The sequence below is a fragment of the Anabaena sp. AL93 genome (genome assembly GCF_001672085.1).
Classification (GTDB): Bacteria; Cyanobacteriota; Cyanobacteriia; order Cyanobacteriales; family Nostocaceae; genus Dolichospermum; species Dolichospermum heterosporum.
Map to the genome: position 1 here is coordinate 1 of NZ_LJOU01000121.1, position 14,607 is coordinate 14,607.

Genomic DNA, 14,607 nt, shown 5'->3' on the forward strand with positions numbered 1-14,607 from the left:
GAGTAGGGGGAGTAGGGGGAGTAGGGGAGTAGGGGAGAAATTTCATTCTTCATTCTTCATTCTTCATTCTTCTGAATGGGCGCAGGCCCTGCGCCCCTACCGCTTGATTCCTCAAAATTTTCTTTCAAATTCAATTACAGCCCGACTATCATCAGTTAAATTAGTGGAAGAACGGACACGGAATTGATTATTTATGCGGTAATTAACCCCCCATTGTAAGGGATCATTTGCTGTGAGGATTTTAATGGTAGAAAGAGAGAATTTTGCAGAAATATCAATTCCTGCTTCTAAAGCTAATTCTAAAGATGAGTTATTTCTCCCTGCTTCTGGTCTTTCAGATAGAATAGTGGGAAATATTCGCAATTCACTTAAACCAAAAGCATCACCAATTTCATTAAATGCACCTTGGAAATTACTGAAAACAGCCGAACCGGCAATATTAATTAAACCCAGGGTACTATCACCACGTCCTTGATTGTCAACAAATCCGCCTCCTAGCAAGGTGACAATTTGTGTTTCTGAACGGGAAGGATTACTTTTTAATTGCAAATTATCATTAATTTGACTAGCTAAACCATTAATACTAGCTTCTACTCGCACAGTTTCTAACCCTGCTAAACCTAGAGAACCTTGTCTACTTAAATCACTATTTTGAGTTATGTCTAAAACCTTCGCAAATAGGCGAATATTCAAATCAGGGTCACGGGGTTGACGAGGACTAAAAGTAGCAGTTTGTGGATAACCTTTTGCTAAATTTAACTGGGTAGTAAATAAGTTTACTGTACCTTTGGTTAACTTAATAGGTCCATCTGGTATGGGTTCAGCTAAAGAACCATTCACAGTTAGATCTCCAGAAGCTTGGAACTTGAACACTGGTGGTTTAGAAATTTGGATATTTTTTCCTAATCTTAATTTTAAATCATTTAACTTAGTAATTTTACCCGCTGTATCTAGTTTATTAAGGTCATTAATTTTTGCAGATGATGAATTTTCATCTTTAGATTCTGCTAACAATACTTGACCATTGAATAATTCTATATTACCGCTAATTATTGGTTGGAGAAGAGAACCAGTAATTGTTAAATCACCATTAGCACCTCCTTGATATAAATCTTTGAGATTTAAAGATAATTGTCTTAAATTAACCATCAAGGGAATATCTATTTGCACATTTTTACTATTAGCAATTGGCAATTCTCCCACAGCTTCCACTTTACCATTGCTAAATTTACCTTCAAGACTTTTGATAAACACACGAGTTAAATCAAAAATTGCTTTACCATTCACATTAGTTAACTTTCCTGGTAAGGCTTGGGCGCTAAAGGTAGCATTATCAAGAGAAGCAGTTCCTTTCACGAAAGGTTGTTTTCTAGTTCCTCGAACTTTTAAATCTAATTCTCCTTGTCCCTTTTCAAAAGCTATCTCATTAGTAAAGAGATTTAAAAGTGTCAACCCTTCATTTTTGATATTGACATTTAAAGTAACGTTGTCACTGTCCGATTTTTCAGAAGCAAAGGGTAAAGTATAGGGAATACTACCATCAATATTTGCAGGTTCAGACCCCACTCCTAGTACCTGACTACCAAAGTTTAAACGTCCATTAGCATAACTGAAACTAGCATTAGCTGATTCCACTGGTTTTTTATCAATTGTTCCTTCTGTAATGTTTAATTCTCCTGTAGCTTGAGGATTGGCAATACTACCTGCTATGGCTGCATTAAGTTTTAGCTTACCTGTAATTCCCAGCGGCAGTTTTACTAAATTATTAAATCGCTGAATGGGAAAGTTTTCAACTGTTAATTTACCTGATTGGGTTTTACCACTAACATAACCTGTAAAGGCAATTAACTTGTTTTCCGATTGAATTCGTAAAGGTTGTAACCGCAAAGTTCCTTCTGTAAAACCACCTTCAGCTATGATTTTTTCTGCCCGATAAAAGCGACTTGGTTCTGTTGGGTTCCCCCAGGTAAAATTTTGTCCTTGGAGGTTAAATTTTATTCTTGGTTCATCCGTTGTGGCAGTATTAATGGAAATGTCACCATTCAAAATCCCCTTTAAGTCTCTTAATTCTGGGATAGGTTGAGTATCTAATCGTTTTTGTTTTTGGCTATTTAGTAGGGCATTAATTTCTGATAATCGTTGTATTTGGTTAAATAGAGACTCTAATGGTAAGCCTTGAGATTGGGTGGTTAAATCCACAGCCGTGCCGTAGATAGGTGGGTTTAACCCCCGCTGGAAGTCTTGAATATCAAAGATTTGTGCTGCGGTGAGAATGTCTTGAATATTGCCTTTGTCAATGTTGATATTTGCTCGCAGTTGCGGTTTTTTTGCCCAGGGTTTGATGTTGGCAGTAAAGGTATATCTACTTTCACCTTTGCGAAGTTCGCTGTTATTGAGGATGAAGGTATTATTATCGTATCGCAGTTGAGTTGCAAAGCGATCGCCTTTAATTCTCCCCAGTTCCGGTTCTTCAATGGCTATATTTCCCGTTGTAGCCCATGTCTGCGAATTAATTTGCAAATTCCCTGTTAATAATCCTCTCACTCCTCCTGGACTTAAAGGAGTATTTGCTGGTAAAGCTATATTCAAAGCTTTTAAAGGAAAATTAGTCACATTTATATCCCAATCAGATCCTGTTGCTGTACCTGATAACAATGCTTGTTGCCACTGAACTAAAATGGATTTTGGGCGATTATTACCATCTAAATTAACTGCTATGCGGTCTTTCACACCAGCAACATCTAAACTCAACCCCTGTCCTGACACAGAATTTAAATTACCAGTCAATAATGGCTCAAAAGCCAATTCCTGAACTTTTAAATTCCGTAACCCTAACTTAGCTGTAATATTTGGAGCGGTAGGTTTTCCCGTCACCTGTCCGCTAAAATCCAATCTGCCAGCAATATCAACAAGATCAGGTAGTTGCACTGGCAATCCTTCCAGACTATAGTTTCTTGCCTGGATATTCAAATTAACATCAGTAATTTCTGGAATACCCGATTTCTTAGCATTAGCTAATAAATAACCTTTTATAGCGAGCGCCGTTGAACTATTAGCTTGAAAATTGGCACTATTATAACCATCAATAGTTAGCTTTTCTCCATTCCAACCAATATCAGCTTGAATAGGTGCATCCATACCTGATAAACCTTGACTCAACCGCACCTGACCAACAGCAGCTACATCTGCTAATGTGGGAGCAGCTAGAGTTCCCGATACTTGCAACTTTCCTGCCAACTGTCCTTTTAACTGCTGATTAAAAGGCTTTAATTGCAAACCTGAAGTAGCTAACAAGGCTTGATAATGGCCATTATTCAGTTGAATCTCGGAAGCTTTAACTATACCACTAGGTAATGTTAAATAGCCTTTCCCTTCTCCTTGAATAGTTTCTGCTTGGAATGATTCCACCGAACCCGCTACTTGCAATTGACCAGTGATCATTCCCTGCATTTCTGGGTGCAGGCCCTGCGCCCCTACGAGTTTTGTTAAAGGTATATTATCAGCTTGAATTTTCGCCTGATAGCGACCTTCTGCTACTTGAATATTAGCAGCTTTAATTGTCCTTCCACCAATATATAGAAAGGCTTCACCGATTCCAGAAAAGGTTTTTAGACTGAAATTTTCCCTGTTACTGGTAATCATAAAATTACCTGATAGGGGATTATTTAAAATTGGGTTAGCTTGTTTAACAATTGTTGCTAACCGTAAGTCTTTTCCTTGCAACAAAGCGGTAAAATTTTGGTTATTTAATTGGATTTGGGAAATATTGACTGTGCCACCTGCAATGTTGACATTGGCATTTTCAGGAATAATTGTTTCTATTTGAAATGGCGAGGAATTTCCTGATAAACGCAACCTACCGTTAAATTCTGCCCCAGCTAGAGAAATATTTTCCTGCTGTTTTTGGTCAACAAAAGATGTTAATTGGATTTTACTAGCTTGAGTTAAAGCTTGCCAACGCTTGCTATCATAACTATAATTACCACTACCAGTAACTATACCGCCGCCAACCTTGGCAACTATATCACTAAAGGAAACTGTGCGATCGCTATGAATAATACTTGTCCCTGTTGCCGGGTATTTGGCTTGAGGAGCTTGCCATTTAACTACAGTTTGGGTATTAGTAGCCACACCCTTCAATTCCGCGGTAGCTGTCATCAGGCCAATGGGGAAGCCTGTTTTGATATTATATACTTGAGCGATCGCATCCCCAGGCACATTTTCCGCTTGTAATTGCAAGTTCAGCGCCGATACTTTACCAAGTTTAATTATCCCCCCACCCTTAACCTCGCCGCCATAGGTAGTTTTACCTTGAATATCTGTAATTTTCAGAAGAGATTGACTACTAATAAGCTCAAATTTACTGCTAACTTGCCCAAAATCAACTTTATCAATTTGGGCAATTTTTAACGTCCTCACATTACCAGACAATACAGGTTGAGAAACTCTCCCCACTATCTGTAAATCGGCTTGAGCTATACCACTCACCGGAAATGGTAACTTTACCTTTAGCGTTGTTTGGGCATTAGCTAAACTTACCGCATTTACACGCCCTTTTAAATTAAACCCTGCTTGCTGATCAATAGTACCCGATGCTGTTAACGGAATCTTTCCATAATTTGTAACTATATGATCTAATTTAATTAACAGTCCATCAAAACTGAGATTTCCCTGACTATTATTGAGCAATTGGGGCAGATTGGGAATTTGCACCGTCACCCCTTCTAGAGCCGCATTGCCATAAAGTAAGGTTTTCTGCTTTGGTATCACCTTAATTCGCAAATCACCATTAACCTTACCAGTTTGTAAAATCAGTGGTAAAGTTACAATCCGGGTAATATCTGCGGCAAGAAGATTTTGAGCTTTAAGTCGAAAATCCCCAACTAAAGTTTTCTCAGGAATTAAATCGCCAACAATGGTAATATCACCCCCACTGACAGCCTTACCAGCCAAGTCTAATTTAATTAGGCGATTTTTATCTAAGAAGAGTTGAGCCGTGCCATTAACCCCAGAAAATCCCACAGGGACTGGTAAAGAAATTTTTGCCCCTTCACTAACTTTCGGTACTAATACCAAATTTGCATCCCGAAACCGCAATTTATCTAAATCGGTTTTAATCAGTCCTGCCTCCGTAGGTGGAGCGATAGTAGTCGTTAACCAGCTTCCCTGCCTATCCTGCTCAACATAAACATCTGGATTAATTAAAGTTACATCTAATCGAAGATTGCGGTTAATAACTAACTTCCAAATATCAAATCCTACATCTACTGCTTTGACATTTACCCGATCTGGATCTGTCGGTGTAGCGGGAATCTCCGAAGCGGCAAACTGAACACCGGTCAGGGAAAAGGATTTAACTGCTCCCAATTTTACTGGACGATTGAGAGTATTAGTAAGACCTTGGGTTGCTAATGGTACTAAATCATGATCAACAAAACCCTTTAATCGCCAAACACCACCAATAATTCCTAATAATAACAAAGCACCTATACCTAAGCCAGCACGACCAATTATCGTCCACCATAGGCGATTAATCCCAGAATTACCGGGGCGAGAATTTTGACTAGGAGAGTTAGACATAGGTTTGCACGCTTTGATTACCAGATATCTGGCAAAACACTAATTACTGAAACCGGACAAGCCTCAAGGTTATCCACAGCACTAGAAATATAAATGAATATTGACATAATTTTACGTTTAGAGACTTCCAAGAAATAAATTATCCTAAGAAACGAACCACAGAGGCACAGAGTACACAGAGAGAGAATTTCTGCATCAGTTTTGGGACATTTTTTTATTTGGAAGTCTCTTAACTCTTAGAGTATAACGGGATAAGTGCGAAAATAAAAACTTTGGTTTTGGTAGAATTTGCAAATTATGCCTTTTGGTCTATGCCTAACTTCCAATAATCTCACAAAAATTATTGGAGATTTTTATGAATATACAGTATTGAACTTTAAGATAAATTAGAGAACTGAATCAAAGGATAGACAATGCGTGTTTTTGTACTAATGTTCAATGCTGGCACTGATAATGAGGGGATTCACAGCATTCGGATTAGCAATGCTCAAGGGATAGAAGGGAATAAAATCCTCATGTTTGAGTCAGAGGATGATGCCACCCGCTTTGCTTTAATGTTAGAAGCACAGGATTTTGCTGTCCCGACAGTGGAAATGATGAATGCCGATGATGTTAAGGAATTTTGCGAAAGCACTGGCTATCTCTGGGAAATTGTAGCGGAAAATAACGAATTAGTATTGCCACCAGAAACGAATGTCAAACAAACTGATTGGCAACCTGAACCAGAAATAGAGGATACTGATGAAGACTTTTTATCTTACAGTCCACCTGCGCCAGAAATTGCTAATTCTGATTTAGACAGTATTCGACGCAAACTGGAAGGTTTATTATAATTAGTCATTAGTCATTGGTCATTAGTCATTATGGGTAAATAAAAACTGACGACTGACAACTAACAACTGACAACTAACCAACTAACAACTAACTAACCAACTAACAACTGACAACTGACAACTGACAACTAACAACTGACAACTGACACAAAGTATATGACAAATTTTCAGGAACGAGGGCATTTACTCACCGAACAAGTTAATCCCAATAGTCTCAATTTAGACCAACTTAACTCCCTGGAATTGGTGGAGTTATTTAATAGCGAAGACCAAAAAGCAGTAGCAGCAGTAGCGGCTGCGAAGGTTCAGTTAGCAGCAGCCATTGACTGCACAGCAGAAAGGCTAAGTCAAGGTGGACGTTTATTTTATGTAGGTGCAGGGACGAGTGGGAGATTAGGAGTATTGGATGCTGCTGAGTGTCCACCGACTTTCTGCACTTCCCCAGAATTGGTACAAGGGATTATTGCTGGTGGTGCGGGAGCATTAGTCCGCAGTTCTGAGGATTTGGAAGATCGGTCTGAAGATGGGGAAAGTGCGATCGCTCAACGACAAATTACCCAATTGGATGTAGTCGTCGGTATTACTGCTGGGGGAACAACTCCTTTTGTTCACGGTGCCATTAATGCAGCACGTCAACGGGGAGCTAAGACTATTTTTATCGCCTGTGTTCCCGCCGAACAAGTTAGTATTGAAGCTGATATTGATATTCGGTTGTTGACAGGTCCAGAAGTTTTAGCTGGCTCTACTCGCTTGAAAGCAGGAACAGTGACAAAATTAGTTTTGAATACTCTCTCGACGGGGGTAATGGTGAAACTAGGTAAGGTCTATGGGAATCGCATGGTTGATGTCGCTGTCACTAATCAAAAATTACGCGATCGCGCTTTACGCATCTTACAAGACCTCACTGGTTTAAGTCGAGAAGCCGCTGGTTTTTTACTAGAACATAGCGGTAAATGGGTGAAATTAGCATTATTAATGCACTGGACTAGCTTAGACCAAGAAGCAGGTAAAAAACTATTAGCAGCCCATCACGGTAATCTTCGACTAGCTGTAAACAGCTACAATCAGAATACTTAACTACTAAATTTACCAACATCACAAAACAGAATTAAAAATGGGTAATTGATAATTACTTACGGTTTCTTGTACCCTAAAAATAAGCGTTATTACTGATATAGTATCATAGACAAAATGAGTATAATATTACAGGATTATTGAGTAAATAAAACAGATGGTTAATTGCATACCGCTAAATTAATCTGAGACTTTTTAATATTTACTAAGTAGTGAGACAGAATTAATTACACAATGTCATTGCGTAAGCGTTGCGTGGCGTTAGCCATATGGAACGAAGTGAAATGAAGCAATTCCAAGGGTTGTGATTGCTTCCCTTCGCTCGCAATGACTGTAAATATTTTTGTCCAATTACTTACTATTCTAAATATCGAGTACTGTTACATAACAATAACTAAATTACATTTGTGTGTAATCCTCCAATACCCTCGCCAAACGTCTGAAGCCCTATTAATAATATCGTAAAGATTTTATTGGTTTGCATATCTATATTTAGAAAGTCGGCATAGGTATTAATCCTCCCAATTAAATTGTCAAATGCTTGTCAAACAAGCCAAACATGGATTTTTATAAATACTAAATCAATAAATTTTCAGGGAAAGTATGATGACCAAACCAGAAGTAACAGAAGCGCAAAACCTATTCAACGAATTTAAAAAGTGTACTCAAGTCCAATATAACGGACAACTAAATATCAAAAGTTCTAAAGGACGAGAATGGACTTTCTACTACCGTTTAGGTAGAATAGTATGGGCTATAGGTAGTGATCATCCCTTCAGACGTTGGCGCAGAAACATGGCTCAACATTGTCCTGATATTGATATCACTAAAATTCGCTGTCGTTATGAAGATATAGCTATTGACCATTGGGATTATAATCTTATAGAGATGCTACATAAAAGACAGAAAATTCAAAGAGAAAAAATTCATGCCATTGTGGAAAACACTGTAGCTGAATTATTTTTTGATCTAGCTCAGGAACTAGGTTTTGCGGCTGTCACCTGCAATTACAGCCAGAAAATCATATTAGAAATGCCTATGAGCTTCACAAATGCAGATATGTCCATTAAACAAATGCAAGATGCGTGGTCAATTTGGTCACAAGCTGGACTAACAAATATTTCTCCTAATTTAGCGCCAGTTTTACGCCGACCAGAACAACTACAGCAAATGGTAAATCCATCTGTATATAAAAATTTTGTGAGTTTAATTAATGGTCAATCCACATTACGGGAGTTAAGCATCAGAATGAAACAAGATGTCATGCCTGTAGCACGTTCCCTACTTCCCTATATTCTTAAAGGCATTATTGAGTTAGTATCAGTACCTGATTTACCCTTAACAGTCGAATCTAGTAGTTCCACTAGTAGAAACCCCAAAAATCAAGCTCCTCCATTAATAGTTTGTGTAGATGACAGTCCCCAGGTGTGTAACATCTTAGAAGGAATTATGACCCGTCATGGACTGAGATTTATTAAAATCCAAGACGCTATCCAAGCTTTACCTATTATCATCCAACAAAAGCCAGATTTAATTTTCTTAGATTTGATTATGCCCATAGCCAGTGGCTATGAAGTATGTACACAATTACGCAGAATTTCCGCTTTTGCGGAGACACCAGTAATCATATTAACTGGTAATGATGGTTTAATAGATAGAGTTCGGGCGAAAGTTGTCGGCTCTACAGACTTTATTTCTAAACCAATCGTAGCAGATCGGGTTATGAATGTAGTTCGTAAATATTTACGCGTCCCCAATTTATCAAACAATAATCATGATACTAATTTAGAAGCTACCAGTAAGAAAAATTTTTGACCTCAATTAGTGATAAAAACAGGTAATATACATAAGAATCAGTATTTACCGACTCTTGGATTGAGATATCTTGAAAAAAGTTCATGATTTTTACTGAGATAGTAATAATAAAATAGTGTTAAGATTAACAATGCTAACTGTTGATTGTTTTGTTGGTTGCCACCAGCATTAAATCTTTTTAAAAGAATTCAATAGGTAATTGTTATGAGTACCGTTTTAGTAGTAGAAGATGGCTTAACTGATATGGAAGTTATCAGTAAATACTTACAGCAAGCTGGTTATTTTGTGGTTTGCGCTACAAATAGTGCAGAAGCACAATCTAAAATAGGTAGGAATAAACCGGATGTAATAGTTTTGGATGTAATTTTGCCGGATAAAAGCGGCTATGAAATTTGTCGGGAGTTAAAAGATAATACCGAAACTAGTAATATTCCTGTAGTTTTTTGCTCTACTAAAAGCAGTGATGTAGATAAAATGTGGGGGAATATGTTAGGTGCTGATGCTTATTTAGCTAAACCAGTAGATAAGGAAGAATTAGTGCTGACTTTAAAAAGATTGATTAAATGATGAATTGTGGGTTAGTCACCGAATTTTAGATTTTAGGTTTTAGATTTAAAATTTGAAGAAGTCTGTACCCTTTCGGTAAAGCAATCTGCATTTTCAGGGGCTAAAAAGAATTATTGAGGGTAGGGGACACTAATTTTGGAAACCAAACAAAAATTTTTGAGCTTTTCTTTAGGAGTCAGAGATACAGCAGTAATTCCCCTGGAGCAAATTACAGAAGTTGTACAAATACCACTAACAGAAATATGTGGTGTTCCCCAAATGCCTAATTGTGTTGTCGGAATTTATAATTGGCGGGGGGAAATGTTGTGGTTGGTTGACTTGGAGGAAATGCTAGGTTATCCACCACTTTTACAAGGGTCAAATGTTTTGTCCAAAATGATGGCATTAGTGGTAGAACATGAAGGTAAGTATTTGGGAATATTAATCCGTCAACTCATAGATATTGATTGGTTGGATACCCAGCAAATGAAACAACCATCTGGGGAGGTTTTCTATCCAGAAATGATACCTTTTTTGCAGGGATATTTCATTAATGATTCTGAACAAATGATTTTTAATTTGGATGCTTCAGCAATGCTGCAAACTTCTATCTGGACAACACATAGTTAAATAAGGAGTCAGGAGTCAATAAAGAATAAGAAGTTTAGTAATCATAATTTTTATTCTCTATTCTCTATTCTCTATTCTCTATTCTCTATTCTCTATTCTCTATTCTCTATTCTCTATTCTCTATTCTCTATTCTCTATTCTCTATTCTCTATTCTCTATTCTCTATTCTCTATTCTCTATTCTCTATTCTCTATTCCCTACACTTTACTACAATTATTGAGGTTAATAGCATGACAACTTTATATCAAAACCAAAATGAAGATGCTGGAAACATTTTTAGTACATCAGAAAATGAAGAAAAGAAAAAAGATAATGGCAATGGATCTAATTATGATTCATCTAGTAAAAGTTTAATTGCCCAGGAATTTAAAATCTGGAGACAGCGATTTCAAGAGATAACTACTAAAATGCGCCTAGTTGGGGATTTGGAGAAGTTATTATTTGTAACAGTAGCAGAAATTAAAGCTAAGTTAGTATGCGATCGCGTCTTAGTTTATAAGTTTAACACAGATGATACTGGAACTGTTTTAGCTGAATCAAGAAGCACTGGTTGGACACCTGCGATTAATGAAACTCTGGCGGCTATCGTGTTTGGTGTTTATACCAGTGCAGATTATTTAGAACCTGTAATTATTGACGATATTAGTAAAATTCAAGTTACCCCCTACCAAAAGCAGCTACTCGAAAAATTTCAAGTTAGAGCTAGTTTGAGCTTACCTATTTTTATTGATAGTAAAGTGTGGGGTTTATTGGTAGTTCATAGCTGTGGCATACCTCGACAATGGCAAGAAACAGAAACCACACTTTTATCACAAATTACCACAGAAATCACTTATAGAGTTCAAGGATTTAAATTACAAAAAGAACTAAAACAATCTTCCCTAGCTAAACAGTCAGCAGCGAAAGTTATTACCAAGATTTTACAACAGCCAGATGTCGAAAAAATCTTTCAAACAACTACTCAAGAAGTCCGCCAACTATTGAAATGCGATCGCGTTGGGGTGTATCGTTTTAGTGATGATTGGAGTGGTCAATTTGTCTCCGAATCTGTGGGAAATAATTGGGTGAAAGTTGTCACCCCCGATTATAAAATGGTTTGGGAAGATACCCACCTTCAAGAGACAAAAGGTGGTAGATATGCCAATGGAGAAACCTTTGTCGTTAATGACACCTATAAAATAGGTTTAGCCCAATGTCACATTGATGTTTTAGAACAGTTTGAAGCCAAAGCTTATATAATTTCTCCCATCTTTTCTGGGGAAAAATTGTGGGGTTTATTAGCAGCTTATCAAAATACTGGAGCGCGGGAATGGCAAGATTGGGAAGTCAGCTTTTTAAATCAGATTGGTTCACAATTTGGTGTAGCTGTTTCCCAAGGAGAATATCTAGGAAAAGTACAAAAACAAACTGAACAATTAACTCAGATTACCAAACAGGAAAAGGCTTTAACTAAGATTATTAACCGCATCCGGCAATCTTTGGATATGGGAGAAATCTTTAAAATTGCTACTCAGGAACTACGTCAGGTTTTGCGATGTGATCGGGTTGCAGTTTATCAATTTTATCCAGATTTTAGCGGTAAGTTTGTTGCAGAATCAGTGAGCAATGGTTGGGGTAAATTAGTTAGTACAGACCTGACAGATATCATTGAAGATACTTATCTGCAAGAAACCAAGGGCGGGCGGTTTGCTAAAGGGGAAGCCATAGCGGTAAATGATATCTATCAAGCCAATATTACCCCTTGTTATCTAGAATTATTAGAGCAGTTTGAAGCTAAAGCTTATATCAATGTCCCAATTTTCTTTGGCGATAAATTATGGGGTTTATTAGCAGCTTATCAAAATTCAGCACCTCATGAATGGCAATCTTCAGAAGTTAACTTTTTATCTCAGGTAAGTTTACAATTTAGCCTAGCTAAAACTCAGATAGATTATCTACAAACCCTAGAATCTAAGTCAGAAGAACTAGCACAACGGGCTGAACAAGAAAAAGCCATCAATAAAATTGTTAACCGCATTCGTCAATCCTTAGATGTAGAAGAAATATTCAAAACAACTACCCAGGAAGTTCGTCAGGCTCTGCAATGCGATCGCGTGGGAGTCTATCAATTTCTCCCTGATTGGAGTGGTAAATTTATCGCCGAATCAGTAGGTATGGGTTGGAAAAAAGTAGTAACACCAGACTTCCAAATGGTTTGGGAAGATAGCCACCTCCAAGAAACCCAAGGTGGTAGATACGCCAAAGGTGAAATCTCTGTAGTTAATGATATCTATCAAGTTGGTTATGCTCAATGTCATATCGAGATTTTAGAGCAGATTGAAGTTAAAGCCTACATCATCGTCCCCATCTTTTTTGAAGAAAAATTATGGGGCTTATTAGCAGCCTATCAGAATTCTGCAACCCGTGAATGGCAAACTTCAGAAGCCAACTTTTTAACTCAAATAGGATTGCAATTTAGCCTAGCTAAATCCCAAGTTGATTATCTAGATAGATTACGACAACAATCTGCTAAAATTGCCCAGATAGTTGAACAGGAAAAAACCTTCTCCAAGATTGTTAACCAAATTCGTCAGTCCTTAACTTCCGGGATCGAAGAAATTTTCAAATCTACCACCCAGGATATCCGCCAACTATTTAAATGCGATCGCGTCGCAGTCTATAAATTCACCTCAGACTGGGGTGGTCATTTTGTCGCCGAATCAGTAGCTCCAGGTTGGATCAAACTAGTTACATCCGAACTAAAAACCGCCTTTAATGACCCTTGTTTGCAAGCCATGAACGGTGGTGATTATAAAAAAGGTCGCAAATTAATAGTCAACGACATTTATCAAGCCAGCTTTGATACTTGTTACATTGAACTCCTGGAAGGATTTGAAGCCAAAGCCTATGCAATTGTCCCCATCCTATTTGGCGAAAAACTCTGGGGACTACTGGCAGTTTATCAAAACTCTAGTACCCGCCATTGGGAAGAGCCTGAAACCAATCTGTTAGCGCGGATTGGTGATCAATTAGGACTAGCTTTGCAACAAACAGAATTCTTACAACAGCTACAAACCCAATCAACCAAACTATCAGAAGCAGCAACAAGAGAAAAAGCAGCCAAAGAACTACTCCAACAGCGTTCCATTCAACTGCTAATTGCCCTGAAACCAGCCCTCAAAGGGGATTTGACAGTCCGCGCCCCCATTACTGAGGATGAAATAGGAACAATTGCTGATGCTTATAACGGGACTGTGCAAGCACTACAGCAGATCGTTATTCAAGTACAAACAGCTTCTCAACAGGTAGCCCAAACCTCCAGTAATAGCAGTACCTCACTGGTGGGATTGACTCATTTAGCCGAACAACAATCTGGGGAAATCACTAAGGCTTTAAGTGATCTGCAACAGATGGTAAATTCTACACAAGCGGTAGTAAATAATGCCCAATTAGTACAGATAGCCGTCCAACAAGCCAACAAAACTGTAGATTCTGGCGATACCGCGATGAATGAAACAGTTAATGCTATTCAAGCCATTCGAGAAACCGTAGCTCAAACCAGCAAAAAGATTAAACGTCTGAGTGAATCATCTCAAAAAATCTCCAAAGTTGTAAATCTGATTAGTAGCTTTGCCACTCAAACTAACGTTCTAGCTCTGAATGCAGCTATTGAAGCCACTAGAGCCGGTGAATATGGGAAAGGCTTTGCAGTAGTAGCTGATGAAGTCCGTTCTTTATCTCGTCAGTCAGCAGCCGCAACTATCGAAATTGAAAAATTAGTTCAGGAGATTCAAGCGGAAACTGGGGAAGTTGCCGTAGCAATGGAAACAGGGATTCAGCAAGTTGTCGAAGGAACAAACTTAGTTAATGAAACTCGCCAAAATCTTAATGCCATTGTGTCTGCAACTGCGGAAATTAGTCAATTAATTGAACGCATTACTGAAGCCACCCAAGTACAAATGCAGCAATCTGGTACAGTTACTAAATCCATGAATGATGTGGCAGAAATCGCTAACAAAACCTTTGGGGAATCTCAAGAAATTGCCCATGTTTTCCAAAGCTTAACTGGAATGGCACAGGATTTATTAGCGACTGCTAGTAAGTTTAAAGTCAAATAAATAGGGAGTGGGGGAGTGGGGGAGTGGGGAGT

At 38.1% G+C, this 14,607-nt stretch carries 7 protein-coding genes; 6 read left to right on the plus strand and 1 reads right to left on the minus strand.

The window, feature by feature from the left end:
* Window positions 1-111: 111 nt before the first annotated feature.
* Window positions 112-5,580, minus strand: a complete 5,469-nt coding sequence (locus AN486_RS23515; protein WP_290602746.1) for a translocation/assembly module TamB domain-containing protein — start codon at window positions 5,578-5,580, stop codon at window positions 112-114.
* A 413-nt stretch (window positions 5,581-5,993) separates the two neighbouring features.
* Here AN486_RS23515 and AN486_RS23520 point away from each other — a divergent pair, with 413 nt between their 5' ends.
* From AN486_RS23520 to AN486_RS23545, 6 genes are all read left to right on the plus strand, one after another.
* On the plus strand, window positions 5,994-6,413 hold the full coding sequence (locus tag AN486_RS23520) for a DUF3110 domain-containing protein (protein WP_027400778.1): 420 nt from the start codon (window positions 5,994-5,996) through the stop codon (window positions 6,411-6,413).
* A 156-nt stretch (window positions 6,414-6,569) separates the two neighbouring features.
* On the plus strand, window positions 6,570-7,490 hold the full coding sequence (gene murQ / locus AN486_RS23525; protein ID WP_039204873.1) for an N-acetylmuramic acid 6-phosphate etherase: 921 nt from the start codon (window positions 6,570-6,572) through the stop codon (window positions 7,488-7,490).
* A gap of 603 nt (window positions 7,491-8,093) precedes the next feature.
* The gene (locus tag AN486_RS23530; RefSeq protein ID WP_053539055.1) at window positions 8,094-9,302 is read left to right on the plus strand and encodes a response regulator; all 1,209 of its coding nucleotides are present in this window, start codon (window positions 8,094-8,096) and stop codon (window positions 9,300-9,302) included.
* A gap of 204 nt (window positions 9,303-9,506) precedes the next feature.
* Window positions 9,507-9,869, plus strand: a complete 363-nt coding sequence (locus tag AN486_RS23535; protein WP_053539054.1) for a response regulator — start codon at window positions 9,507-9,509, stop codon at window positions 9,867-9,869.
* 135 nt (window positions 9,870-10,004) lie between these two features.
* Window positions 10,005-10,478, plus strand: a complete 474-nt coding sequence (locus AN486_RS23540) for a chemotaxis protein CheW (RefSeq protein WP_053539053.1) — start codon at window positions 10,005-10,007, stop codon at window positions 10,476-10,478.
* 230 nt (window positions 10,479-10,708) lie between these two features.
* Window positions 10,709-14,575: a GAF domain-containing protein gene (locus AN486_RS23545; protein ID WP_168635483.1), complete on the plus strand. Its 3,867-nt coding sequence runs from the start codon at window positions 10,709-10,711 to the stop codon at window positions 14,573-14,575.
* Window positions 14,576-14,607: the final 32 nt, after the last annotated feature.

What these genes read in the sequence shown, in the direction of transcription:
- AN486_RS23515 (WP_290602746.1), bottom strand. Translation starts at nt 5,580, where the DNA reads ATGTCTAACTCTCCTAGTCAAAATTCTCGCCCCGGTAATTCTGGGATT.
- AN486_RS23520 (WP_027400778.1), top strand. Translation starts at nt 5,994, where the DNA reads ATGCGTGTTTTTGTACTAATGTTCAATGCTGGCACTGATAATGAGGGG.
- murQ (WP_039204873.1), top strand. Translation starts at nt 6,570, where the DNA reads ATGACAAATTTTCAGGAACGAGGGCATTTACTCACCGAACAAGTTAAT.
- AN486_RS23530 (WP_053539055.1), top strand. Translation starts at nt 8,094, where the DNA reads ATGACCAAACCAGAAGTAACAGAAGCGCAAAACCTATTCAACGAATTT.
- AN486_RS23535 (WP_053539054.1), top strand. Translation starts at nt 9,507, where the DNA reads ATGAGTACCGTTTTAGTAGTAGAAGATGGCTTAACTGATATGGAAGTT.
- AN486_RS23545 (WP_168635483.1), top strand. Translation starts at nt 10,709, where the DNA reads ATGACAACTTTATATCAAAACCAAAATGAAGATGCTGGAAACATTTTT.